The 24,225-nt window shown below is 60.5% G+C and carries 20 protein-coding genes; 9 read left to right on the forward strand and 11 right to left on the reverse strand.

All coding sequences use genetic code 11. The features are described from left to right. Nucleotides 1-4 precede the first annotated feature (4 nt). Nucleotides 5-943 (forward strand): phasin family protein, encoded by a 939-nt coding sequence (locus A7J50_RS01900; RefSeq protein WP_064450293.1) that lies wholly within the window; start codon nucleotides 5-7, stop codon nucleotides 941-943. A 170-nt stretch (nucleotides 944-1,113) separates the two neighbouring features. Here A7J50_RS01900 and A7J50_RS01905 read toward each other — a convergent pair whose 3' ends face one another. The 10 genes from A7J50_RS01905 to A7J50_RS01950 form a co-directional block, all read right to left on the reverse strand. Beyond that, complete coding sequence (locus tag A7J50_RS01905; protein WP_064450294.1) at nucleotides 1,114-1,734, reverse strand: TetR/AcrR family transcriptional regulator; 621 nt, start codon at nucleotides 1,732-1,734, stop codon at nucleotides 1,114-1,116. 27 nt (nucleotides 1,735-1,761) lie between these two features. Beyond that, the gene (gene phaC, locus A7J50_RS01910; RefSeq protein WP_064450295.1) at nucleotides 1,762-3,444 is read right to left on the reverse strand and encodes a class II poly(R)-hydroxyalkanoic acid synthase; all 1,683 of its coding nucleotides are present in this window, start codon (nucleotides 3,442-3,444) and stop codon (nucleotides 1,762-1,764) included. A gap of 88 nt (nucleotides 3,445-3,532) precedes the next feature. After that, the gene (gene phaZ / locus A7J50_RS01915; RefSeq protein ID WP_053253943.1) at nucleotides 3,533-4,378 is read right to left on the reverse strand and encodes a poly(3-hydroxyalkanoate) depolymerase; all 846 of its coding nucleotides are present in this window, start codon (nucleotides 4,376-4,378) and stop codon (nucleotides 3,533-3,535) included. A gap of 164 nt (nucleotides 4,379-4,542) precedes the next feature. Then, the gene (gene phaC / locus A7J50_RS01920; RefSeq protein ID WP_064450296.1) at nucleotides 4,543-6,222 is read right to left on the reverse strand and encodes a class II poly(R)-hydroxyalkanoic acid synthase; all 1,680 of its coding nucleotides are present in this window, start codon (nucleotides 6,220-6,222) and stop codon (nucleotides 4,543-4,545) included. A 249-nt stretch (nucleotides 6,223-6,471) separates the two neighbouring features. Continuing rightward, entirely contained in the window at nucleotides 6,472-6,849 is a 378-nt protein-coding gene (locus tag A7J50_RS01925; RefSeq protein ID WP_064450297.1) for a gamma-butyrobetaine hydroxylase-like domain-containing protein, read from the reverse strand. Between the two features lie 79 nt (nucleotides 6,850-6,928). Beyond that, nucleotides 6,929-8,266: an ATP-dependent protease ATPase subunit HslU gene (gene hslU / locus A7J50_RS01930; protein WP_064450298.1), complete on the reverse strand. Its 1,338-nt coding sequence runs from the start codon at nucleotides 8,264-8,266 to the stop codon at nucleotides 6,929-6,931. Nucleotides 8,267-8,303: 37 nt separating this feature from the next. Next, on the reverse strand, nucleotides 8,304-8,834 hold the full coding sequence (gene hslV, locus A7J50_RS01935; RefSeq protein WP_064450299.1) for an ATP-dependent protease subunit HslV: 531 nt from the start codon (nucleotides 8,832-8,834) through the stop codon (nucleotides 8,304-8,306). Nucleotides 8,835-9,091: 257 nt separating this feature from the next. Then, complete coding sequence (locus A7J50_RS01940; protein WP_064450300.1) at nucleotides 9,092-9,793, reverse strand: SPOR domain-containing protein; 702 nt, start codon at nucleotides 9,791-9,793, stop codon at nucleotides 9,092-9,094. A 1-nt stretch (nucleotide 9,794) separates the two neighbouring features. After that, nucleotides 9,795-11,531: an arginine--tRNA ligase gene (gene argS / locus A7J50_RS01945; RefSeq protein ID WP_064450301.1), complete on the reverse strand. Its 1,737-nt coding sequence runs from the start codon at nucleotides 11,529-11,531 to the stop codon at nucleotides 9,795-9,797. A gap of 204 nt (nucleotides 11,532-11,735) precedes the next feature. Next, complete coding sequence (locus A7J50_RS01950; RefSeq protein ID WP_064450302.1) at nucleotides 11,736-13,955, reverse strand: primosomal protein N'; 2,220 nt, start codon at nucleotides 13,953-13,955, stop codon at nucleotides 11,736-11,738. 358 nt (nucleotides 13,956-14,313) lie between these two features. Here A7J50_RS01950 and rpmE point away from each other — a divergent pair, with 358 nt between their 5' ends. Then, nucleotides 14,314-14,547: a 50S ribosomal protein L31 gene (rpmE, locus tag A7J50_RS01955; RefSeq protein ID WP_064450303.1), complete on the forward strand. Its 234-nt coding sequence runs from the start codon at nucleotides 14,314-14,316 to the stop codon at nucleotides 14,545-14,547. Nucleotides 14,548-14,835: 288 nt separating this feature from the next. Next, nucleotides 14,836-16,104, forward strand: a complete 1,269-nt coding sequence (locus A7J50_RS01960) for a malic enzyme-like NAD(P)-binding protein (RefSeq protein ID WP_064450304.1) — start codon at nucleotides 14,836-14,838, stop codon at nucleotides 16,102-16,104. 117 nt (nucleotides 16,105-16,221) lie between these two features. Here A7J50_RS01960 and A7J50_RS01965 read toward each other — a convergent pair whose 3' ends face one another. Beyond that, nucleotides 16,222-18,684, reverse strand: coding sequence for a penicillin-binding protein 1A (locus A7J50_RS01965; RefSeq protein WP_407015984.1), 2,463 nt, complete (start codon nucleotides 18,682-18,684; stop codon nucleotides 16,222-16,224). A gap of 220 nt (nucleotides 18,685-18,904) precedes the next feature. Here A7J50_RS01965 and pilM point away from each other — a divergent pair, with 220 nt between their 5' ends. The 6 genes from pilM to aroB all read left to right on the forward strand — a co-directional run bounded on the left by pilM (nucleotide 18,905) and on the right by aroB (nucleotide 24,223). Continuing rightward, nucleotides 18,905-19,561: a type IV pilus assembly protein PilM gene (gene pilM, locus A7J50_RS01970; protein ID WP_064454842.1), complete on the forward strand. Its 657-nt coding sequence runs from the start codon at nucleotides 18,905-18,907 to the stop codon at nucleotides 19,559-19,561. Beyond that, nucleotides 19,558-20,109: a PilN domain-containing protein gene (locus tag A7J50_RS01975; protein ID WP_064450306.1), complete on the forward strand. Its 552-nt coding sequence runs from the start codon at nucleotides 19,558-19,560 to the stop codon at nucleotides 20,107-20,109. The genes pilM and A7J50_RS01975 overlap by 4 nt, the downstream gene beginning before the upstream one ends. After that, on the forward strand, nucleotides 20,106-21,077 hold the full coding sequence (locus A7J50_RS01980) for a pilus assembly protein PilP (protein WP_064450307.1): 972 nt from the start codon (nucleotides 20,106-20,108) through the stop codon (nucleotides 21,075-21,077). The genes A7J50_RS01975 and A7J50_RS01980 overlap by 4 nt, the downstream gene beginning before the upstream one ends. Nucleotides 21,078-21,146: 69 nt before the next feature. Next, on the forward strand, nucleotides 21,147-22,475 hold the full coding sequence (locus tag A7J50_RS01985) for a type IV pilus secretin PilQ (RefSeq protein WP_064450308.1): 1,329 nt from the start codon (nucleotides 21,147-21,149) through the stop codon (nucleotides 22,473-22,475). Between the two features lie 4 nt (nucleotides 22,476-22,479). Then, a complete protein-coding gene (gene aroK, locus A7J50_RS01990; protein ID WP_064450309.1) occupies nucleotides 22,480-22,998 on the forward strand; it encodes a shikimate kinase AroK in 519 nt (172 codons plus the stop codon). A 124-nt stretch (nucleotides 22,999-23,122) separates the two neighbouring features. After that, nucleotides 23,123-24,223, forward strand: a complete 1,101-nt coding sequence (gene aroB, locus A7J50_RS01995; RefSeq protein WP_053253955.1) for a 3-dehydroquinate synthase — start codon at nucleotides 23,123-23,125, stop codon at nucleotides 24,221-24,223. The last annotated feature ends 2 nt before the right edge of the window (nucleotides 24,224-24,225 follow it).

Here is a 24,225-nt window from a genome sequence, read left to right on the forward strand (position 1 = left end):
CGGGATGGCTGTTAAAAAGACGACTCAGAAAGAAGGCAGCTCGTGGATCGGGGAAGTTGAAAAATATTCCCGTAAAATCTGGCTTGCTGGTTTAGGCGTGTACTCGAAGGTTAGCAGTGACGGCGGCAAATACTTCGAGACTTTGGTCAAGGACGGCGAGAAGGCCGAAAAGTTGACCAAGAGCACAGTCGGTAAAAAAGTAGAGGCGGCAAAAGCGAGCGCCGGTTCTGCCAAATCAAGTATTTCGGATACATGGGGCAAGTTGGAAGAGACTTTCGACAAGCGTCTCAACAGTGCTATTTCGCGATTGGGCGTGCCCAGCAAAGCGGAGTTGAAAACGCTGCACGGCAAGGTCGATACCCTGACCAAGCAAATCGAAAAGCTCACCGGCGCTAAAGTGGCCCCGGCTAAAACCGCCGCGGCTAAACCCGCTGCCAAGCCTGCCGCCAAAACCGCCGCCGCCAAACCGGCTGTGAAAACAGCGGCCAAGCCTCTGGTTAAAGCGGCTGCCAAACCTGCGGCTAAAGCGGCTGCCAAGCCCGCGGCGAAAACCGCTGCTGCCAAACCGGCCGCCAAGTCTGCGGCTAAGCCAGTGGCCGCTAAAGCAGCTGCCAAGCCAGCGGCTAAACCTGCAGCCAAGGCGGTCGCAAAACCCGCCGCGAAGCCAGCAGCTAAAACCGCAGCGGCAAAACCAGCTGCCAAGCCTGCTGCAGCAAAAGCGGCAACGGCAAAACCTGTGGCTGCCAAGCCAGCGGCAAAACCAGCCGCCGCCAAGAAGCCCACTGTAGCGAAAAAGCCAGCAGCGCCAAAGCCTGCCATCGCGGCCAAGCCTGCAACGCCAGCGCCAACCGCTTCGACAGCCAACTCGGTCTCCGCGCCGACGCACGCTGCTACTGCCCCGACTGTAACGCCGGCAACCCCGACGCCATCCAGTCAGTCCTGATTTTTTCAGGGCAAAAAAAACGCCCGGCCTGCGAAGGTCGGGCGTTTTTTTGCGACTTTATGAACACCTCAAATTCAATGTGGGAGCGGGCTTGCCCGCGATGGCGCAGTGTCAGTCACATTGAAATTGGCTGATCCACCGCTATCGCGGGCAAGCCCGCTCCCACATGTTCAATCCAGATCATCCAAGTATTTCAGTGCGAACTTCTCGGTCGCCTGTCGCGCCGGCAACAGCAGATGCGGCGCCACCAGCATCATGATCTGGTACACCACCACCCGCACTTCCCCTTCACGGTCCAGAATCCGCTGGTAATCCAGCGAAAACAGCAAGGTCATGGTGATTTGCTCCACCAGTTGCCCCAGCGCCTGGGTATCACTGACCAACTGCCCCGCCGCCTTGAGTCGCGCCAGTAATGAAGCCAGTGTTCGCTTGAGCGCCGTCAGCAAATTACGAATGCCCTTGGCCAGCTTCGGCAGGCGTCCTGCAAGGTTCGACAGGTCCTGAAACAGAAACCGGTAATGGGCCATGCGCTCGACGATCAGGTGCAGGAATAACCAATAGTCCTCGGCCCTCAACTGCGCATCTGCCGGTGGGTCGAGCAGCGGTGCCAGTTCGTTCTGAAAACGCTCGAACAGCCCGAGCACCAACGGTTCCTTGCCATGGAAATGGTAGTAGAGGTTGCCGGGGCTTATCCCCATTTCATTGGCCACCTCCATGGTCGACACGTTCGGTTCGCCCTTGTGGTTGAACAACAGCAGGGCACATTCAAGGATACGGTCGCGGGTCTTCATCCAGTCTTCTTAATGTGATCGTTGAGCTCAGCGCACTCGCACATAAGTGCCCGGCGCCGCTTCCATCGGTGGGTAATTCTGGTTGCCCAGGGCGGTCAGGGTTTCGCGTTGTACGCCGGAGCGTTGTTGAACCCACTCCAGCCACTGCGGCCACCAGCTGCCTTCGACGTGGTTGGCGTCGTAGTACCAGGCGCGTGGGTCGCTGCTCAGCTTGGGGTTTTCGACGTAGTTGGCCTTGGGGTTGCCCGGTGGGTTGAGGATGCTCTGGATATGCCCGCTGTTGGACAGTACGAAGCGTCGCTCGCCGCCCAGCAATTGTGTGGAGCGATACACCGCGTCCCACGGTGTGATGTGGTCGTTAATCCCGGCCACGCTGAAGCTGTCCACCGTGACCTTCTGCAAATCGATAGGCGTGCCGCACACTTCCAGGCCGCCGGGATGGCTCAACGGGTTGTGCTTGAAGAAGTCCAGCAAATCGCCATGCAGCGCGGCGGGAAGCCGCGTGTTGTCGTTGTTCCAGTACAGGATGTCGAACGCTGGCGGTTCCTTGCCCAGCAGGTAGTTGTTGATCCAGTAGTTCCAGATCAAGTCGTTGGGGCGCATCCAGGCAAACACCTTGGCCATGTCGCGACCGTCCAGCACGCCTTGCTGGTAGGAGCGGCGCTTGGCGGCTTCCAGGGTTTGTTCATCGGCGAACAGCGTGGCGGGGCTGTCGATCTGGCTGTCCAGCAGGCTCACCAGGTAACTGGCGCTGGAAATGCGCCGCAGCTGGCGCTTGGCTTGCAGGTGGCCCTGCAGCGCGGCGATGGTCAGGCCGCCGGCGCAAGCCCCCATCAGGTTGACCTCGCGGGCGCCAGTGATCGCCCGGCACACATTCAACGCTTCTTCCAGCGCCGCTACGTAGGTGGACAGGCCCCATTCGCGGTGACGCACATCCGGGTTGCGCCAGCTGACCATAAAGGTCTGCAGGCCGTTTTTCAGGGCGTACTGCACAAAGCTGTTGGCCGGGCTGAGGTCGAAAATGTAGTACTTGTTGATTTGCGGCGGCACGATCAGCAGGGGCTTGGCGTACTGTTTTTCGCTCATCGGCTTGTATTGGATCAGCTCCAATAGCTCGTTGCGAAACACCACTGAGCCCGGAGTAGTGGCGACGGTCTTGCCCACTTCAAACGCGTGTTTGCTGACCTGGCTTGGCAGGCCATTGTTGTGCAGCAAGTCGTTAAACAGATTGCTCGCGCCGCGCACCACACTGTTGCCGCCTGAGTTGAGCAACTCCTTGATGGCCAGCGGGTTGAGCAGCGTATTGGAGGGCGAGACAGCATCGTTGAGCAAGGCGAAGGCGAAGTGCGCACGGGCTCGGTCATCCGCGCTCAAGGCGCTGTCATCGATCCAGTGGCGGGTCTGTTTCTGCCAGCTCAAATAGGCTTGCAGGCTGCGTCGATACAGCGGGTTGAGCTTCCAGGTGGGGTCGATAAAGCGCGCGTCGTTAGGGTTGGGCTCGTGCACGGTTTCGCCCAGTAAGACGCGGCCCAGCTGACCGCCCAGTGCCAGCGCATGACGCGCGGTATGCACCGGGTTGCGCAAGCCGTGAGCTGCAACGCTGCGCAGGGTCGCCAGCAGATCCCGCCCCCTGAGGCCGGTAATCGCATTTTGCGCATTGATGAACGCGGCAGGGATGGGCGCCGGGTTCGTCACGGGTCTTTCTCGCATGAGCCAACACTCCTTCGTCAAGGCAACAACAGGCACGCCAATTCAGAACCATAGTCGGTTCTCGGCAAGTTGCGCGGCGGTGCAGTCCTTACACCGCCGGTCGCGGGTGAATCACAGCCCGCAGGCGCTCCTCCTCGAGAAACTTCATGATGATCGGCGCCACGGCTTCGGCCCGGGTGATCAGGAACAAGTGGCCGTCATCGATGATGTGCAACTGTGCGTTGGGAATGCGCCAGGCGAGCATGCGCATGTTGATCAGCGGGATCAGCGGGTCGTCGTCCCCCGCCAGCACCAGGGTGGGTTGGCGGATTTTGTGCAGCCAGTGAATGCTGGTCCAGCCCAGCCCCGCGAACAGCTGCCAGTAGTAACCCAGCTTGCCGGCCGAGCGCACTTTGCTGGCGTGCTCGGCGGCCAGTTTTGAATCGCGGCGGAACGAGCCGCCATAAATCATTGGCGCAATGCGCACCACATGGGACGGCTGGATATAACGCCGGGGGCTGGCCATGAGCCACAGTACCTTCGGCTTGCCCGGCACCATGAATGCACCGGCAGCGGTGGCTGCGAGGATCAGTTTTTTGCAGCGCTCCGGGTAGTCATACGCAAACTGTTGCGCCAGTGCCCCGCCCCAGGAAACACCCACCGCATTCACCTGGCCATAGTCCAGGTAATCGAGCATGCGCGCGGTAAGTTTGGCTAATCCGGGAAATCGATAGGGCCGTTTGGGCGTCGAGGAGCCGCCCACGCCCGGCACATCGAAGGCGATCACTTCCAGGTCCGGGTCCAGCGCCTGGACGAACGGAAACACCAGCTCAAGGTTGGCGCCGATGCCGTTGAAGATCAGCAGCGGCGTCAAGTGAGGCTTGCCCGGGCGCACCGCCGTGCGGATGGTCTGGCCATCCAGGTCGATGGTACGGAAGATGAACGGTTGCGGCATGCTCAAGCCCTGTGGAGTGGCGCTACTTATCTGTAGGAACTCGGTCTATGTGGGAGCTGGCTTGCCTGCGATAGCGGTGGATCAGCTAGCAAGCAGGTGACTGATAGATTGCCATCGCAGGCAAGCCAGCTCCCACATCGATCTCATTTCAATCACACAATTTTTTATCTTTCATGCACATAAGTACCCGGCGCAGCCTCAGCTGCGGCATAGGCTTTGTTACCCAAACTTGTAGGTGCTTTCTTCATTTTTCCCGCCCGCTCTGCCTGCCATGCCTGCCAGTGCAGCCACCAGGAATCGGTGTGCTTGGTCGCATTTTCCTGCCACTCCAGCGCCTTGCCCGCCAGCCCATCGCTGGTCTGATAACGCGCCTTGGGGTTGCCAGGCGGGTTGAGGATGCTCTGGATATGCCCGCTGCTGGACAACACAAACTCGACCTTGCCACCAAACAGCTGCGCCGACTTGTAGCAGGACTGCCATGGCGTGATGTGGTCGTTGGTGCCGGCCAGGGAGTAGATGTCGGCGGTGACCTGCTTGAGGTCGATCGGCGTGCCGCACACTTCCAGGGCGTTGGCGCGCACCAGCGGGTTGTTCTTGAACAGCTCGATCAAGTCGCCATGGAAGGCAGCCGGCAAGCGCGTGGTGTCATTGTTCCAGAACAGGATGTCGAACACCGGCGGCTCGTTGCCCAGCAGGTAGTTATTGACCCAGTAGTTCCAGATCAGGTCGTTGGGGCGCATCCAGGCAAACACTTTGGCCATGTCGCGGCCTTCCAGCACACCGGCCTGGTAGGAGTGGCGCTTGGCCGCCTCCAGGGTCTGTTCGTCGACGAACAGCGCCACCTGGGTGTCGAGGGTCGTGTCCAGCACGCTCACCAGCAGGGTGAGGGCGTTGACCTTCTTTTCTCCCAGCGCGGCGTAGTGGCCCAGCAGCGCAGTGCAGGTGATGCCGCCGGAGCAGGCGCCGAGCATGTTGATGTCTTTGCTGCCGGTAATCGCCGTGACCACATCGACCGCTTCCTTGAGCGCCTCGATATAGGTCGACAGGCCCCACTCGCGCTGGGCCTTGGTCGGGTTGCGCCAACTGACGATAAACGTCTGCAGGCCATTACGCAGGCAGAAGCGCGCCAGGCTCTTCTCCGGGCTCAGGTCGAACACATAGAATTTGTTGATCTGCGGCGGTACCACCAGCAGTGGGCGCTCGTGTACCTGTTCGGTGATGGGCTTGTACTGGATCAGCTCCAGTACATCGTTGCGAAAGACTACCGCGCCTTCGGTGGTGCCCAGGGTCTTGCCCACTTCAAAGGCACCCATGTTGACCTGGCTCGGCATGCCGCCGTTGTGCACCATGTCCTTGGCCAGATGGGACAGGCCATCGAGCAGGCTTTTACCGCCGGTTTCAAAGAAGCGTTTGACCGCCGCCGGGTTGGCCGCACTGTTGGTGGGGGCCATGGCTTCGGTCATCAGGTTGATCACGAAGTGGCCGCGGCTGATGTCCTGTTCCGACAGGTTGCTGTCGCCGATCCAGTCGTGCAGTTCCTTGCGCCACGCCAGGTAGGTTTGCAGATAACGTTTATAGAGCGGGTTCTGGCTCCAGGCCGGGTCGTGGAAGCGGCGGTCGTCGCTTTCGGGCACCAGCGCGGATTTGCCGAACATCACATTCTTCAATTCGATGCCAAAGTGGGCGACGTGCTTGACGCTGTGCAACGGTTGCTTGATGGCTTGGGTCAGCACCATCTTCGCCGAGGCTAATAAGTCCTTTTTGCGTAACGCGATGATCGGGTTCAGCCCCAGGGTGTTTTCCGAGGCCTGGCGTTTCAAGTCATCGTTATTCTTGTTACTCATCTACGACGCTCCATTGTCCGAAAGACGAGTACCGGCGATTGCTGCGCACCCAATTTCGATACACGACACCAGCCTGGTACTGCGACTCGGGTGACCGTAAATACCGCATCGTTAAATGCAGGGAACTTGCCAGTTCCATTGGTTACCCGAGTTTAATTTTTTTCGCAAGCGGGCCAATCGTTGGCCACGCGACAGGGCATTCAAGCAGATGAAATTAGAAAATGCCCTCTAAAGAGCAAGAAGCCTGGGCTAGAGCATCAGCCGCACGACCGACTCACTCGGATCGCGGGTTTTACCGGCGGCTTTGAGTTCAGCAAGATAGTCGGCCCACAGCGCTTCCTGGCGCACAGCCAGTTGGTAGAGGTAGTCCCAGGTGAACAGTCCGCTGTCATGCCCGTCGTCGAAGGTCAATTTCAGTGCGTACTGACCGGCCGGTTCTATCTTGATCAACCGGACGTTGAGTTTGCCGAATTGCAGGATGGGTTTGCCGTGCCCCTGGACCTCGGCGGAAGGCGAGTGGGTGCGCAGCAGTTCGGCGGGGAGCTGGTAGACCTCGTCGGGCCCGTAGGTGAGGCCGAGGGTGTTGGAGGTTTTGTGGAGATTTACAGCAGTGGGAAATTTCAACATGTGGGAGACCTTGGGCTGCAAGCTACAAGCTTCAAGTTGAACGCGATCAACTTGCCGCTTGTAGCTTACAGCTTGAGCTCTACAGAATGTAGCGCGACAGATCTTCGTTCTGCGCCAATTCGCCCAGGTGGCTGTTGACGTACTCAGCGTCGATCTTGATCGCTTCGCCATTCTGCAAGCCTGCCATGTCGCCGGCGCTGAAGGACACTTCCTCCAGCAAGCGCTCAAGCAGGGTATGCAGGCGACGGGCACCGATGTTCTCGGTCTTCTCGTTGACCTGCCAGGCGATCTCCGCCAGGCGCTTGATGCCGTCTGGCAGGAACTCGATGGCCAGGCCTTCGGTTTTCAGCAGCTCACGGTATTGCTCGGTGAGCGAAGCGTGTGGCTCGCTGAGGATACGTTCGAAGTCGCCCGGGGTCAGCGCCTTGAGTTCCACGCGAATCGGCAGGCGGCCTTGCAGCTCCGGCACCAGGTCGCTTGGCTTGCTCAGGTGGAATGCACCCGAGGCGATGAACAGGATGTGGTCGGTCTTGACCATGCCCAGCTTGGTGTTCACGGTGCAGCCTTCGATCAGCGGCAACAGGTCGCGTTGTACGCCTTCGCGCGAGACATCGACGCCACCGGAGTTGCCGCGCTTGGCCACCTTGTCGATCTCGTCGATAAACACGATGCCGTGTTGCTCGACCGCTTCCAGGGCCTTGGCCTTGAGTTCTTCCTCATTGACCAGGCGCCCGGCTTCTTCGTCGCGCACCAGTTTCAGCGCTTCCTTCACCTTGAGCTTGCGGCTTTTCTTCTTGCCCTTGCCCATGTTGGCGAACAGGTTCTGCAACTGGCTGGTCATTTCTTCCATGCCAGGCGGTGCGGAGATATCGACGCCGGACACTTCGGCGACTTCGATCTCGATTTCCTTGTCGTCCAGTTGGCCTTCACGCAGGCGCTTGCGGAACAGCTGGCGGGTATTGGAATCCGAGGCCGGTGCGGCGTCTTCGTTGAAACCCATGCGTGCCGGCGGCAGCAAGGCATCGAGGATGCGTTCTTCAGCGGCGTCTTCGGCGCGATGGCTGACCTTGGTCATTTCCTGTTCGCGCAGCAGTTTCAGCGCGGCGTCGGCCAGGTCACGAATGATCGACTCAACGTCGCGGCCCACATAGCCCACTTCGGTGAACTTGGTGGCTTCGACCTTGATGAACGGGGCGTTGGCCAGTTTGGCCAGGCGCCGGGCGATTTCGGTTTTACCGACGCCGGTCGGCCCGATCATCAGAATGTTCTTCGGCGTTACTTCAACGCGCAGTTCTTCGGGCAGTTGCATCCGGCGCCAGCGGTTACGCAGCGCAATGGCAACGGCGCGCTTGGCATCGTCCTGGCCGATGATATGGCGATTAAGTTCATGGACGATTTCGCGGGGAGTCATGGACATAGTGTTTGGCGGCCTCAAGCGGGAATAAGCCTACGGCTTATTCGGCGAGGTCCTGCTCCTCAATGGTGAAGTTGTGGTTGGTGAACACGCAGATATCGCCGGCGATGCCCAAGGCGGTCTCGACGATTTCACGGGCCGACAGGTCGGTTTTCTTCAGCAAGGCGCTGGCTGCCGCTTGGGCGTAGCCACCGCCGGAACCCATGGCGATCAGGCCATGTTCAGGCTCAACCACATCGCCGTTACCGGTGATGATCAAGGACGCGTCTTTGTTGGCGACTGCCAGCATGGCTTCCAGGCGGCTGAGGGTACGGTCGGTGCGCCATTCTTTGGCGAGTTCGACAGCGGCGCGAACGAGGTGGCCCTGGTGTTTTTCCAGTTGCCCTTCAAAACGCTCGAAAAGGGTGAAGGCGTCGGCGGTGGCGCCGGCAAAGCCTGCGAGCACCTGGCCGTGGTACAGACGACGCACTTTTTTGGCGTTGCCTTTCATCACGGTGTTGCCAAGGGAAACCTGGCCGTCGCCGCCCATGACGACTTTGCCGTGGCGACGTACTGAAACGATGGTGGTCAAGGGGGAGTCTCCACGCAGCGGGGCGAAAATGCCCTGATGGAAACTCATATGGGGGTGGAGGGAGGGATTTCAACCGTAGGGGGGTGTGGCGGACGAGTGGTGTTTATTGGTCTGACACATTTTTGAGAGCGCCCCGAAACCAAATGTGGGAGCGGGCTTGCTAGCGAATACGGTATGTCAGTCGCCGGAAATAGTGACTGATCTACCGCATTCGCGAGCAAGCCCGCTCCCACATGGGGCCTACTGTGTTCTCAGAATCAGCGGCTCTGGCGTTGTTGTAACAACAGGTTACTAAAGCCGGCTCCCGCCAATTGTTTCTGCGCCACGGTCAGCTGTTCGCGGTTGCTGAACGGCCCGACCAGTACGCGATACCAGGTCGCGTCCTTCACTGTGCCGGACTCCACCGTCACCGCTTGGCCCAACAGAATGATCTGAGCCCGCACGCGATCCGCATCCGCCTGTTTCGGGAACGAGCCCGCTTGCAGGAAGAACTTGGTCACCGGCGCAGCCTTGGTGGCCGCGACGGGCGGCGGCGGTGGCGGGGTGATGCCGGCCAGCGCAGCCTGGGCACGCGCCGTGTCGATTTTCGCGGCTTCCGCTGGGGTCACCGGCGTGGTCGGCACTTGCGGCGTCGGCAGGGTTTTCTCCGGCACGGCGTCGGGCGGCACGATCACTTCCGATTCAGGCAGCAGCGTATAGAAGTCGTATTTCGGCTTCACCGGTGCTGTAGGGCTAGGCGCAGTTTTGTTGGCTTCGGCCATTTTCGTGGCCTTCTGCTGCTCTTGCTTGGCGCGTTTGACGTCGTCGCCCTTGCCGGGCTCCAGCTTCATCAGAATCACCACAAACGCGCCGACCGCCAGGCCGATAGCCATCCATAGCCAGCCCGGAATAGGTTTCTTCGCCGGTGCCTGATAGCGGCTGGCGCCGCGCTTGGGTGCAGGTTTTTTCTTGGCAGCCAACTTACATACGCTCCAGAGTTTCCAGGCCTAACAGTTCCAGGCCTTGCTTGAGGGTCCGTCCAGCCAATGCGGCGAGGCGCAGGCGACTTTGCTTTTGGGCTTCGTCGTCGGCAGTGAGAATCGGGCAGTTCTCGTAGAAGCTGGAGAACAGGCCGGCGACTTCGTACAAATAGGTGCAGAGGATATGCGGCGTGCCTTTCTCGCCGACGCTGTTCAGCACTTCGCCGAATTGCGCCAGTTTGGCAGCCAGTTCCTGTTCATGCGGCGCTTCAAGATTGATCTGGCCTTCAACTTCGCTGAAGTCCTTGCCCAACTTGCGGAACACACCGGCCACGCGGGTGTAGGCGTACAGCAGGTACGGCGCGGTATTACCTTCGAAGTTCAGCATCAGCTCGAAGTTGAAGCTGTAGTCGCTGGTGCGGTGCTTGGACAGGTCGGCGTATTTCACCGCGCCAATGCCCACCACTCGGGCGATGTTGCGCAGCTCGGCCTCGGCCAGTTCCGGGTTCTTTTCCTTCACCAGGTTGTAGGCACGCTCCTGGGCTTCGTTCAGCAGGTCGATCAGCTTCACGGTGCCGCCTTCACGGGTCTTGAACGGGCGGCCGTCGGCGCCGTTCATGGTGCCGAAACCCATATGCTCCATGTGCATCGGGTGGGTGACGAAGCCCGCGCGACGTGCCACTTCAAACACCTGCTGGAAGTGCAGGGCCTGGCGCTGGTCGACAAAATACAGGGCGCGGTCGGCTTTCAGCACGCCGCTGCGGTAGCGCACGGCCGCCAGGTCAGTGGTGGCGTAGAGGTAGCCGCCATCGGCCTTGACGATGATCACCGGCAGCGGCTCGCCGTCGGCAGTCTTGAATTCTTCGAGGAACACGCACTGCGCGCCGTTGCTCTCAACCAGCAGGCCCTTGGCCTTGAGGTCGTTGACCACGTTGATCAGGTCGTCGTTGTAGGCGCTTTCGCCCATCACGTCGGCCATGGTCAGTTTCACGTTGAGCAGTTCGTAGATTTCCTGGCAGTGCGACAGCGAGATCTCACGGAAGCGGCCCCACAGTTCCAGGCATTCCTTGTCACCGGCTTGCAGCTTGACCACCAGGCCACGGGCGCGGTCGGCGAACTCTTCGGATTCGTCGAAGCGCTTCTTCGCGGCGCGGTAGAAGTTTTCCAGGTCCGACAGCTCGTTGCTGGTAATCGGGTTTTCCTGCAGGTACGCCATCAGCATGCCGAACTGCGTGCCCCAGTCGCCCACGTGGTTCTGGCGGATCACGTCGTCGCCCAGGAACTCCAGCACCCGCGCCACGCCGTCGCCAATGATGGTCGAGCGCAAGTGGCCGACGTGCATCTCTTTGGCCAGGTTCGGTGCCGACAGGTCGATGGCCACGCGCTGCAACGGGCCGGCCTTGCGCACGCCAATGCTGGCGTCGGCCAGGGCCGCGTCCAGGCGCGAAGCCAGGGCCTGGGTGTTCTGGAAGAAGTTGATGAAGCCAGGGCCGGCGATTTCAGCCTTGGTGACACTCTCGTCAACCGGCAGCGCGGCGATGATTTTTTCCGCCAGGTCGCGCGGCTTCATGCCCGCAGGCTTGGACAGCATCATCGCGATGTTGCTGGCGAAGTCGCCGTGGGTCTTGTCGCGGGTGTTTTCCACCTGGATCGCCGGCGTCAGGCCTTCAGGCAACACACCTTCGTTGACGAGTTGGGTGAGGGCTTGTTGGATCAGCTGGCGAATGGTGTCTTTCATGGTGTTCTCTTTCGACCGCAAGCGGCGGCGCGCGATGCGCAGGTGGAAAAACTGGGCATTATCCGTGGCGAGGGCGGGCTTGCCAACCGTTCAGACGGGTTGGTAGACCTGCGGGCCTCATCGCGGGCAAGCCCGCGCCCACATTTAAGGGTATTCACATTTCAAAATGTGGGAGCTGGCTTGCCTGCGATAGCGATTTTGCAGTCAATACAAATCTACCGGGTCCACATCCAACGACCATCGCACTTGGCGGCCACTGGGCATTTGCTCCAGGGCAAGCAACCAGCTACTTAATAGCCGATGCAGCGGTGCGCGGGACGATGCCTGCAAGAGTAGCTGAGCACGGTAGCGCCCGGCACGACGTTCCATGGGGGCGGGCACCGGGCCGAGCAATTCGATGCCGGTCAGACCCAGTTCGCCCAGCAAACGTTCGGCGGCACTGCACGCCTCATCCAGAAAACTTTCCGCCTGCCCCGGTTTATGCGCTTCAGCCCGCAGCAGGGCCAGATGAGAGAAAGGCGGCAGGCCGGCGGAGCGGCGTTCGCTAAGCGCTTGTTCGGCAAAGGCAAAGTAGCCTTGTTCAGTCAGCTGTATCAGTAGCGGGTGGTCGGCCAGGTGAGTTTGGATAATGACTTTGCCTGGCTCTTCGGCGCGCCCGGCACGGCCTGCGACCTGCACGATCAGCTGCGCCATGCGCTCGCTGGCGCGGAAGTCCCCGGAGAACAAGCCCCCGTCGGCATCCAGGATCGACACCAGCGTGACGCGTGGAAAGTGATGCCCTTTGGCAAGCATCTGCGTGCCGACCAGAATGCACGGCTGGCCTTTCTGGATGGTGGTAAACAGCTGGTTCATCGCGTCTTTGCGCGAGGTGCTGTCGCGGTCGACCCGCAGCACCGGGTAATCCGGGAACAGGATGCCCAAGCGCTCTTCGGCGCGCTCGGTGCCCGCGCCTACCGGGCGCAGGTCGACTTTGCCGCATTGCGGGCAGTGGCGCGGCACACGCTCTACATGGCCGCAGTGGTGGCAGCGCAACTCGCCGTAGCGTTGGTGCACGGTCATGCGCGCATCGCAGCGTTCGCACTCTGACATCCAGCCGCAGTCGTGGCACAGCAGCGTCGGCGCAAAACCCCGGCGGTTGAGAAACACCAGCACTTGCTGGCCGGCGGCAAGGGTCTGGCCGATGGCCTGTTGCATCGGCCCGGAAATCCCACTGTCCAGCGGGCGACTTTTTACATCCAGGCGCAGGAAGCGTGGTTGCTTGGCGCCGCCTGCCCGCTCATTCAAGCGCAGGAGCCCATAGCGGCCGGTGTAGGCGTTGTGCAGGCTTTCCAGCGAGGGCGTGGCGGAGCCCAGCACAATCGGGATGTTTTCCTGGCGTGCGCGCACCAGCGCCAGGTCACGGGCGTGGTAGCGCAGGCCTTCTTGCTGTTTATAGGAGCCGTCGTGCTCCTCGTCGATGATGATCAGCCCGGGGTTTTTCATGGGCGTGAACAGGGCCGAGCGGGTGCCGATAATAATGTCGGCCTCGCCGTCCCGCGCCGCCAGCCACGATTCCAAACGCTCACGGTCGTTGACCGCCGAGTGCACCAGGGCGATGCGCGCGTTAAAGCGTTGTTCGAAGCGCGCCAGGGTTTGCGGGCCCAGGTTGATCTCGGGGATCAACACCAGCGCCTGTTTACCGGCCTGCAGGGTTTCGCGGATCAGTTGCAAATACACTTCGGTCTTGCCGCTGCCGGTGACGCCGGCCAACAGAAACGCATGAAAGCAGTCGAAACCGGCGCGAATGGCTTCATACGCCGCGCGCTGCTCGGGGTTCAGCGGCAGTTCGGGCTGGGCCAGCCAGTGTTCGTGGCGCGGGTCCGGCGCGTGCTTGCGGATTTCCACCTGCACCATGCCCTTGGCCAACAGCAGGTCGAGGCTGTCCTTGCTCAGCATCAGCTTGCTTAATAGCTGATGGGCCACGCCGTGTGGGTGTTGGGCCAGGGTCGCCAGGGCTTCACGTTGGCGCGGGGCGCGGGCGATGCGCGGGTCATCGAGGCGCGCACCGGGCACCATCGACCAAAAGCGTTCCTGGCGCGCTTCGGCCAGTTCGCCCTGGCGCAACAGCACCGGCAGCGCCCAGCTCAGCGTGTCGCCCAGGCTGTGCTGGTAATACTGGGCGGTCCACAGGCACAGTTTGAACAAGGCGGGCGGCAGCGGTGGCGTGGCGTCGAGAATAGCCAGTGCCGGCTTGAGCTTTTCGGCGGGCACTTCGCTGTGATCGGCGACTTCGATCAGGATGCCGATCATTTCCCGACGACCAAACGGCACGCGCACGCGCATGCCTGGCTGCAACTGTGCCCGCAGCACGCCAGCCGGGGCCCGGTAGTCGAACAGGCGGCGCAGGGGCGAGGGCAGGGCTAGGCGCAAAATGGCGTCGGGCACGCGGGGGTCTCATATAAAGGCAGGCGGTGGCTCAGGGGCGGGAGCCTAGCAGACCTGCTGTGGGGGTGTCCCGCGTTGTTCGGAATACGGCAGCTCAACTGTGGGAGCCGGGCTTGCCCGCGATGGCGGCTTGTCAGTCGCTAGATGGGGTGCCTGAGATATCGCTATCGCGGGCAAGCCCAGCTCCCACATGGACGCTGGTGTGTTGGGTTTTTCTGATGAAAGGGGCTTTTATGTGGGTAAACCACGGGAAGCGCTGCTTGCGCGTTTAAAAAGGTCTGGTAGAATCCGCGGCCTAATTACGTGCGGTATTCGACAATAGTGTCGAGTGGCGGCACGCTAGCCCGAGGAAGTCACCATGAAAGCCGATATCCATCCAGCGTACGAAACCATCGAAGTAACCTGCAGCTGCGGCAACAAGTTCGAAACGCGTTCGAACCTGTGCAAGCCACTGGGTACTGACGTATGCAACGAGTGCCACCCGTTCTACACCGGTAAGCAGAAAACTCTGGACACCGGCGGCCGTGTACAGCGCTTCGCAGATCGCTTTGGTACTTTCGGCAAGAAGCCTGCTGCTACTCCAGCAGAGTAAGGCTCAAAAGCCCTCTGGGTTTTTGCCGGCTGTTGAAAAAGGCGTCCCTTGTGGACGCCTTTTTTGTGCCTGTGATTTGGCAGTGTCGCTAAAAAACGACGCTCGAATAAAAAATTGTAGACATTTTTTATGTCAATTGTGAACAGTTGAGCCCTTGTATCCCGTGGCTCTTGGCCGAAAGTCGTAGCGCAGGGCCCTTGACACCTGTGACTGCCCAGTCTTGTAGGGACTTTGCGACACGCGTATCCTCGGCGGTCCGTCGACCAACAGTAAAAGCGGAATGCCGATATGTCTGATTTGAAAACTGCCGCTCTCGAATATCATGCCCATCCTCGTCCAGGAAAGCTGAGTGTAGAGCTCACCAAAGCCACTGCCACCGCCCGCGACCTGTCGCTGGCCTACAGCCCTGGCGTTGCCGAGCCCGTACGTGAAATCGCCCGCGACCCTGAACTGGCGTACAAGTACACCGGCAAAGGCAACCTGGTTGCAGTGATTTCCGATGGCACCGCGATTCTCGGCCTGGGTAACCTCGGCCCATTGGCTTCCAAGCCAGTCATGGAAGGTAAGGGCGTGCTGTTCAAGCGCTTTGCCGGCATCGACGTTTTCGACATCGAAGTCGATTCCGAGAGCCCGCAGGCTTTCATCGACACCGTTAAGCGCATTTCCATCACCTTCGGTGGCATCAACCTGGAAGACATCAAGGCACCTGAGTGCTTCGAGATCGAAAAGGCCCTGATCGAACAGTGCGACATTCCGGTATTCCACGATGACCAGCACGGCACCGCGATCGTTACCGCGGCCGGCATGATCAACGCCCTGGAAATCGCTGGCAAAACTCTGGCTGACGCCCAAATCGTCTGCCTGGGCGCTGGCGCTGCGGCCATCTCCTGCATGAAGTTGCTGGTGAGCATGGGCGCCAAGCTGGAAAACATCTTCATGGTCGACAGCAAGGGCGTTGTTCAGTCCGAGCGTACCGACCTGAACCAGTACAAGGCGATGTTTGCCCACGCCACTGACAAGCGCACCCTGGCTGATGCCTTGAACGGTGCAGACGTGTTCGTTGGCCTGTCCGGCCCGAACCTGCTGAGCGCTGAAGGCCTGAAGTCCATGGCGGCCAACCCGATCGTGTTCGCCTGCTCCAACCCAGACCCGGAAATCTCCCCGGAACTGGCGCACGCCACCCGTAACGACGTGATCATGGCCACCGGCCGTTCGGACTACCCGAACCAGGTCAACAACGTACTGGGCTTCCCGTTCATCTTCCGTGGCGCCCTGGACGTTCGCGCCAAGCGCATCAACGAAGAGATGAAAGTAGCTGCCGCCAACGCCCTGCGTGAACTGGCCAAGCTGCCGGTACCTCAGGACGTATGCGATGCCTACGGTGGTGCCCCGCTGGCGTTCGGCCGTGAGTACATCATTCCGAAACCAATGGATAAGCGCCTGATCACCCTGATCTCCGATGCCGTGGCTAAAGCTGCCATCGAGACGGGTGTGGCCACCCTGCCGTATCCGAAGCACTACCCACTGCAAAGCGTGGATGATGTGTTCAACGGCTAAGCTGTTGTAACGCTACAACAAAAAGCCCCGGCTCTCACGAGTCGGGGCTTTTTTGTGGCGATTCGCTTGGGCCTGGTGGCGCTCCTACATTGGATCTGCGTTCAGGCGCAGACCGAGTTAGAAGAGATCGATCGGCGCCGCCTCATCCGCCGGCAGCGGGCTGCCCGGTGCGGTGCCGTTACCCAGCTCGTTGACCGACGGTGGCGTGTCTTCACTCTTGAACAGCTCGAAGTACGCATTTGGCGTGCTTGGCGAAGCCGCACGGCCACTCACCGGATCAATCCGCAGGCTGAGAATGCCTTCCGGCTCAGGCTGGGTGTGCAGCGGCTTGTCTTTCAAGGCCGCGCCCATGTAACTCATCCAGATCGGCAGGGCGACGGTGCCGCCAAACTCGCGACGACCGAGGCTTTCCGGTTGGTCGTAGCCGGTCCATACGGTGGTCACGTAGTCAGCGTTGTAGCCGGAGAACCAGGCGTCCTTGGATTCGTTGGTGGTACCGGTCTTGCCTGCAATGTCTGCACGGCCCAAGGCCAGGGCGCGACGGCCGGTACCCTTCTTGATGACGTCTTCCAGGATGCTGTTGAGGATATAGGTGGTACGGCCATCCACGACACGTTCAGCAACCGCAGGTGTTTGTGGCTCGGTTGGCGCAGGGGCGTTTGCGGCTGGTGCTGCACCGGGTGTTGGCTCAATGGTGATGCCGCCGTTGCTGGGTGCGGCGATGCCATCGGGTGCTGCAACACCGTTGACCACATCACCTGGCACGCGTGGCGGGTTGGCGGTGAACAGTGTGTCGCCATTGCGACTCTCGATCTTGTCGATCAGGTACGGCGTGATCTTGTAGCCGCCGTTGGCAAACGTGCTCCAGCCTGTGGCGATTTCCATCGGCGTCAGGGTCGCGGTGCCGAGGGCCAGGGACAGGTTGGGTGGCAGGTCCGACTTGTTGAAGCCGAAGCGCGTCATGTAGTCGATAGTCTTGCCAACGCCCATCGCCTGCAGCAGGCGGATCGACACCAGGTTACGCGACTTGTACAGCGCCTCGCGAATACGGATAGGGCCGAGGAACGTGTTGGTGTCGTTCTTCGGGCGCCAGACCTTGTCCAGGTACTCGTCGACAAACACGATCGGCGCGTCGTTGACCAGGCTGGCAGCGGTGTAGCCATTGTCCAGTGCGGCGCTGTAGACGAACGGCTTGAAACTCGATCCCGGCTGGCGCTTGGCCTGGGTGGCGCGGTTGTAGTTGCTTTGTTCGAAGGCAAAACCACCGACCAGGGCGCGGATCGCACCGTTCTGTGGGTCAAGAGACACCAGGGCGCCTTGAGCCACAGGGACCTGGCTGAATTTCAGGCTGTCGTCTTTCTGGCGTTTTACGCGGATCAGGTCACCCACCTGCGCGACATCCGCCGGCTGCTTGGGCATCGGGCCCATGCTGTTGGTGTTCAGGAAGGGGCGCGCCCACTTCATGCTGTCCCACGACACATGGCCTTCACCGGTGCGGGTCAGTACTTGCACGCCATCTTTCGTCACTTGGGTGACGATGGCCGGTTCCAGGCCGCTGATTGGGCGCTGTTTGCTCAGTTCGGTGGTCCAGGCGCTCAGGGTTTTGCCGGGCAGGCGTGATTCGGGGCCGCGATAGCCATGGCGCTGGTCATAGGTGACGAGGCCGTCATGGACTGAGTTGTTGGCGATGTCCTGCAGGTTGCTAGGAACGGTCGTGGTCACGCGGAAGCCTTCGGTGTAGGCCTCGCTGCCATAACGACCGACCATTTCGGCGCGCGCCATTTCAGCGATGTACGGTGCATTCACTTCCGGTGTCGGCACGTGGTAGCTGGCATTCAACGGCTCGGCTACGGCGCTTTCATAGGCGGCCTGGTCGATCTTGCCCAGCTTGTACATGCGCCCCAGGATCCAGTCGCGACGCTCTTTGCTGCGCGCAGGGTTGGCCAGTGGGTTAAAGCGTGACGGGGCCTTGGGCAGGCCTGCAATCATTGCCATCTGCGCCAGGCTGGCGTCACGAATCGACTTGCCATAGTAAACCTGGGACGCCGCTTCGATCCCGTAGGCGCGGTTGCCCAGGTAGATCTTGTTGACGTACAGCTCAAGGATTTCGTCCTTGGTCAGCTGACGTTCGATCTGCAATGCCAGCAGGATTTCAGTGGCTTTACGCGAAAAGCTGCGCTCGCTGGTGAGGAAGAAGTTCTTCGCCACCTGCATGGTGATGGTGCTGCCGCCGGACTGAATGTGTCCGCTTTTTACCAGCTGTGTGGCTGCACGCACCAGGCTGCTGGGGTCGACGCCGTAGTGATTGGCGAAATTATCGTCTTCAGCCGACAGCAGCGCGTTGATGAAATTGGGTGGAATGTCGGCGAAACGGATCGGTGTACGGCGCATTTCGCCGAACTCCGCGATCAGTTTTTCATCGCTGCTGTAAACCCGCAAAGGAATCTGCAACTGGATACTTCTGAGCGCCTCTACGGAAGGCAAACCCGGACTAAGGTAGAGGTAGGCACCGCTGAGCACGAGCAGCAGCCCGCAGACGATCGCGACAATGGAGTACCCGAAAAACTTCAGCAGACGAATCAAGGCTTTTGGATTTCCAGAGAAAAGAATGAGTTAGGCGTCGGGGCATGCATGGCAAACCATGGATCGACCCGAGCTGCAAATAAAAAGCGGGAAAAAACGCTGGGCATTAAAGCATTTTCGGCTTGGGGCGTCATTCGTACCCGTTAAACAAGTCGACCGAATGCACGACACCCGGCCGCAATCAGGCGGTATGACAGGCAAAGTTTTGGGGAGTTTTATGAGAAAGGGATTTTTCAGGCGAAAAGCCAGCACCCTGCTGGGCGTCGACATCAATGACACAGGCATCAAGCTGATTGAGCTGGGCTATTCAGTCGGTGGTTACAGCGTTCAGTCTTATGTTACGCAGGGGCTGCCTGCCAATGCCGTAGTCGATGGCACGCTGTTGGACCTCGAGGCGATAGCGCGGACGTTGCAGCAGGCGTTATCTCGGTTGCATACATCCGCCCGGCAGGCAGCTGTGGCAGTCTCGGGCCCATCGGTCATCACACGGGTGATTGAAATGGACGCGGGGCTCAGTGACGAGGAAATGGTCTGGAAGATCCAGATGGAGGCCGACCAGTACATTCCTTACCCGTTGGACGATGTCGCCATTGATTTTCAGGTCCGTGGCCCTTCGCCCCAGGGCTCGGCGCGGGTCGAAGTGTTGCTGGCAGCCTGCCTCAAGGAGCAGGTCGAGGCCCGCAAAGCGGTTTTGGCCCTGGCCGGGTTGGCGGCACGGGTGGTGGATGTCGAAGGGTTTGCATTGGAGCGCGCTTGCAGTCAGGATTTCGCCAGCTTCACGCCGGGCTATCGCGTTGATGGCGCACAGTGGGCCGTGGATGCCCATGGGATGGGAGTTGCTTGCGGGTTGGCCCTGAGGAGTTTCGCTGGATGACACGAATCAATCTTTTGCCTTGGCGCCAGGCGCTGGCGGAGCGGCGGCGCAAATACTTCCTGATATTTCTGCTGGCGTTCGCCGGTGTGGCGCTCGCGGCGGTTTGGCTGGCGGACCAGGTCATCGATCAGGCTATAGACCGTCAGGTGACGCGCAACAATCACCTGACCAAAGAAGTCGCCGTTCAGGACTCCCGCATCAAGACCATCGACGACTTACAGGAGCAAAGCCAGCAACTGGCTGCGCGTATGAAGGTCGTGCAGGACCTGCACGAATCCCGCTCGGCCAGCGCCCAGCTATTGGACCAGTTGGCCCGTGCGGTGCCGGATGGGGTGCATCTTCACGAGGTTGTAGCCAAGGGCAACACCGTGAGTGTCAGCGGCAGTGCCGAATCCAGCCAGGATATCGCCCAACTGATGCGCCGCCTGGAGGCGTCTGAAGGTGCTCACGCCACTCGCCTGCAACATGTGCGTGCGGAGGCGCAAGGTGGCGGCAACGCCTTTCAATTGATGGTGCGCCAGGGGGAATCCACCGAGGCCCAGCCATGAGCCTGCCCAGGCTCGACTTTTCCACGCTCGCTTACAACGCTGCTAAATGGCCCTTGCCGGGCAAGGTTCTGCTGGGCTGCGCGCTGGCAGGTCTGGTGTGGGTGGTGGGCAATGGTTGGCTGCTGGCCCCGGCAAGCGAGCGGCTGCACACGTTGGAAGCGCAGGCAGTGGCGCTGCAACAGGAGCTCACACAAAAGGCTGGCTTGGCAGACAGTCTTGAGGAACGTGCCCGTCAGGGGCAGGTGATGCAGGAGGCGGTTGGCGGGCTTTTACGCCAATTGCCCGGCGAGTCGGATATGCCTGGCCTACTCGAAGCCATTGCTCGGCTGGCGGCGGCCAACGGCGTGGTGGTCGAGGGCGTCACGGTCCTGGACGAACTGTCTCTGCCGCTCTACATCGAGGAGCCTGTGCAGGTTGGGGTGTTTGGCGCCTATCACGACCTGGCGATGTTCGTGAGTGCCTTGGGTGGGCTGTCGCAGATGGTCACGGTGCACGATGTTGCGCTTCGGTCTGATGGGCCGTTACTGCGCCTTGAGCTACTGGCCAAGGCTTATCGCGGCAGGTTGCCTGGCGGCAAGCCTGAGCGCGTTGTCGAGCCGGTGGCGCGATTTGTCTACGATGCGACCTCTCTGCGTGATCCGTTCCAGCCGCCCACCTCGCAGGCCTATCACGCGGCAGGCCTGCCGGCACGTGCGCCGGACTTGGCCCGTAAACGTGGAGTGCTGGAAGGTCTGGCCCTCGATCAAGTCGAAATGGTCGGCACCTTGTCCCGCGGCATGCAAACCTTCGTCCTGCTGCGCGCAGCATCGGCTGTGCACCGGCTGGCGGTTGGCGATTACCTGGGGCCCAACCACGGCCGGGTCACGGCCATTCATGCAGGCCACATTGAACTGGCCGAGCTGTTCCCGGATGAGCAGGGCGCATGGCTGGAGCGCTCCCGAACCCTGGTGTTAACTATCAACTCATAACGGAATCCAACAATGAAAAGGACTTTCTCGTCCTTCGGTGTGGCGCTATGGATAGCGTTCACGGCACCGATGGCATTTGCTGTGCCCAATCGCCTGGACCTGATCCAGCTGCCACCTCCCGGTAGCTCGGCGGTAAATACAAGCTATTCCGGTGACAAGCTGAACCTCAACTTCCAGAACATCGATTTGCGCGCTGTATTGCAGCAGATTGCGGATGTCGCCGGGCTTAATCTGGTGGCCAGCGACGATGTGCAAGGCTCCATCACCCTGCGGCTCAAGGAGGTGCCCTGGGATCAGGCACTGGACCTGGTGTTGCAAGCCAAGGGGTTGGACAAGCGGGTGAAGGCCGGTGTGTTGCTGGTGGCGCCGGCCGAAGAGTTGGCCGCCCGCGAACTGCTGACCCTGGAGTCGCGCAAGCAAATGGCCGAGTTGGCGCCCTTGCGCCGGGAACTGTTGCAGGTCAATTACGCCAAGGCGGCGGACCTGGCCAAATTGTTCCAATCAGTCACCAGCCTTGAAGGCATCCCCGATGAGCGCGGTTCGGTAGCCGTGGATGAGCGCACCAATAACATTATTGCCTACCAGACCGGCGAACGGCTCGAAGAGCTGCGGCGGATCGTGGCGCAACTGGATGTCCCGGTGCGCCAAGTGATGATCGAGGCGCGGATCGTTGAAGCCAATGTCGATTACGACAAAAGCCTTGGCGTGCGCTGGGGTGGGCGCCTGAACCGTGGCAAGTGGGGGGCGGGCGGTATCAACAAACCTTCGGCCGAGGGTGCTGAACCGCCGGAGAACCCGCCCAGCTCGCCGTTTGTCGACATGGGTTCGCTCACGGGTACTTCAGGCCTGGGTATCGCCTATATCACCGACAACCTGTTGCTGGATCTTGAGCTGACGGCCATGGAGAAAACCGGCAACGGTGAAATCGTCTCGCAGCCCAAGGTGGTCACCTCCGACAAGGAAACCGCGCGCATCCTCAAGGGCACCGAGATCCCCTATCAGGAATCCACCTCGCGCGGTGCTACATCGGTGTCGTTCAAGGAAGCCTCGCTGTCGCTGGAGGTGACGCCGCAAATCACCCCGGATGGCTGGGTGGTCATGGAGGTCAAGGTCACCAAGGACGAGCCCGACTATCTGAACAAGCTCAATGACGTACCGCCGATCAAGAAAAACGAAGTCAACGCCAAGGTGCTGGTCAAGGATGGCGAGACCATCGTCATCGGGGGCGTTTTCTCCAATACCCAAAGCAAAGTGGTAGATAAAGTGCCATTTTTGGGCGATGTGCCGTATCTTGGCCGCCTTTTCCGGCGCGATGTGCTGGCGGAAAGAAAATCCGAGCTGCTGGTATTCCTGACTCCGCGTATTATGAATAACCAGGCGATTGCTGTGAGTCGTTGATTCTGTGCGAAATTTGATTCTTGTAGGACCGATGGGCGCTGGAAAAAGCACCATCGGCCGTTTGCTGGCCAAAGAGCTGCGCCTGCCGTTCAAAGATTCCGACAAGGAAATTGAATTGCGCACGGGTGCCAATATCCCATGGATCTTCGATAAGGAAGGCGAGCTGGGCTTTCGCGACCGCGAGCAGGCGATGATTGCCGAACTGTGCGGCTGCGATGGCGTGGTATTGGCCACCGGCGGCGGCGCCGTCATGCGCGATGAAAACCGCCGGGCACTGCATGCCGGTGGTCGCGTGGTCTATCTGCATGCATCGGTCGAGCAGCAGGTGGGCCGCACCGCTCGCGATCGCAACCGCCCATTGTTGCGCACGGCCGACCCGGCAAAAACGTTGCGGGATTTGCTGACGTTGCGCGATCCGCTTTATCGGGAAATCGCCGATCTGGTGGTGGACACCGATGAGCGGCCGCCACGAATGGTCGTTCTCGACATTCTTGAGCGCTTGCAGCAGTTGCCGCCCCGTTAAAGGCAGGTCGGAAATGCGCTATTCTCGGCGGCACGTCATTACCCTTCCAGGTGTGGCGTAGAGCCATCGGGCGACGTCAGATCTGAGCGTTGCCGATCGTACATATATCTTCACGCGGGGACACATGCAGACACTTAAGGTCGATCTAGGCGAGCGCAGCTACCCAATCCATATTGGCGAAGGTTTGTTGGACCTGCCCGAATTGCTCGCTCCGCATATTGCCGGGCGGCAGGTGGCGATCATCTCCAACGAAACGGTCGCGCCGCTGTATCTTGAGCGTCTGAGCCGCAGCCTCGCGGCGTATTCGGTGATCTCAGTGATCTTGCCTGATGGCGAAGCCCACAAGAACTGGGAAACCCTGCAACTGATATTTGATGGCCTGCTGACTGCGCGCCATGACCGTCGTACCACCGTGGTCGCCTTGGGCGGCGGTGTGATTGGCGACATGGCCGGTTTTGCGGCAGCCTGTTACCAGCGCGGCGTGGACTTTATCCAGGTGCCGACCACACTGCTTTCCCAGGTCGATTCGTCGGTGGGCGGCAAGACCGGCATCAACCACCCGCTGGGCAAGAACATGGTCGGCGCGTTCTATCAGCCCAACGTGGTGCTGATCGACACCGCGACCCTCAACACCCTGCCGCCGCGCGAGTTGTCGGCGGGGTTGGCGGAAGTCATCAAGTACGGGCTGATCTGCGACGAGCCGTTCCTGACCTGGCTCGAAGAACATATGGATGCCCTGCGCGCGCTGGACCAAGTGGCGCTGACCGAAGCGATTTCCCGCTCCTGCGCGGCCAAGGCGCTGGTGGTGAATGCCGACGAACGGGAGTCCGGTGTGCGGGCCACTTTGAACCTGGGTCACACCTTCGGCCATGCGATCGAAACGCACATGGGCTATGGTGTGTGGTTGCATGGGGAAGCCGTCGCGGCTGGCACAGTGATGGCATTGGAGATGTCGCAACGCCTGGGCTGGATCAGTGCTCAGGAGCGGGATCGGGGTATACGCCTGTTCCAGCGCGCCGGCTTGCCGGTCGTTCCACCGTTGGAGATGACCGAGGCGGATTTCCTCGAACATATGGCAATAGACAAGAAAGTGATCGACGGTCGCCTGCGACTGGTGTTGCTGCGCCACATGGGCGAAGCGGTAGTGACCGACGATTATCCGAAAGAGATTTTACAGGCCACGCTGGGAGCGGATTACCGCGCCCTGGCCCAGCTTAAAGGTTAATA

Source organism: Pseudomonas antarctica, assembly GCF_001647715.1.
In the GTDB taxonomy this organism is placed as follows: Bacteria; Pseudomonadota; Gammaproteobacteria; order Pseudomonadales; family Pseudomonadaceae; genus Aquipseudomonas; species Aquipseudomonas antarctica_A.

What these genes read in the sequence shown, in the direction of transcription:
- phaZ (WP_053253943.1), bottom strand. Translation starts at nt 4,378, where the DNA reads ATGCCGCAACCGTTCATCTTCCGTACCATCGACCTGGATGGCCAGACC.
- rpmE (WP_064450303.1), top strand. Translation starts at nt 14,314, where the DNA reads ATGAAAGCCGATATCCATCCAGCGTACGAAACCATCGAAGTAACCTGC.
- A7J50_RS01925 (WP_064450297.1), bottom strand. Translation starts at nt 6,849, where the DNA reads ATGTTGAAATTTCCCACTGCTGTAAATCTCCACAAAACCTCCAACACC.
- A7J50_RS01975 (WP_064450306.1), top strand. Translation starts at nt 19,558, where the DNA reads ATGACACGAATCAATCTTTTGCCTTGGCGCCAGGCGCTGGCGGAGCGG.
- A7J50_RS01980 (WP_064450307.1), top strand. Translation starts at nt 20,106, where the DNA reads ATGAGCCTGCCCAGGCTCGACTTTTCCACGCTCGCTTACAACGCTGCT.
- A7J50_RS01900 (WP_064450293.1), top strand. Translation starts at nt 5, where the DNA reads ATGGCTGTTAAAAAGACGACTCAGAAAGAAGGCAGCTCGTGGATCGGG.
- A7J50_RS01960 (WP_064450304.1), top strand. Translation starts at nt 14,836, where the DNA reads ATGTCTGATTTGAAAACTGCCGCTCTCGAATATCATGCCCATCCTCGT.
- A7J50_RS01985 (WP_064450308.1), top strand. Translation starts at nt 21,147, where the DNA reads ATGGCATTTGCTGTGCCCAATCGCCTGGACCTGATCCAGCTGCCACCT.
- pilM (WP_064454842.1), top strand. Translation starts at nt 18,905, where the DNA reads ATGAGAAAGGGATTTTTCAGGCGAAAAGCCAGCACCCTGCTGGGCGTC.
- A7J50_RS01905 (WP_064450294.1), bottom strand. Translation starts at nt 1,734, where the DNA reads ATGAAGACCCGCGACCGTATCCTTGAATGTGCCCTGCTGTTGTTCAAC.
- argS (WP_064450301.1), bottom strand. Translation starts at nt 11,531, where the DNA reads ATGAAAGACACCATTCGCCAGCTGATCCAACAAGCCCTCACCCAACTC.
- aroB (WP_053253955.1), top strand. Translation starts at nt 23,123, where the DNA reads ATGCAGACACTTAAGGTCGATCTAGGCGAGCGCAGCTACCCAATCCAT.
- phaC (WP_064450296.1), bottom strand. Translation starts at nt 6,222, where the DNA reads ATGAGTAACAAGAATAACGATGACTTGAAACGCCAGGCCTCGGAAAAC.
- hslU (WP_064450298.1), bottom strand. Translation starts at nt 8,266, where the DNA reads ATGTCCATGACTCCCCGCGAAATCGTCCATGAACTTAATCGCCATATC.
- phaC (WP_064450295.1), bottom strand. Translation starts at nt 3,444, where the DNA reads ATGCGAGAAAGACCCGTGACGAACCCGGCGCCCATCCCTGCCGCGTTC.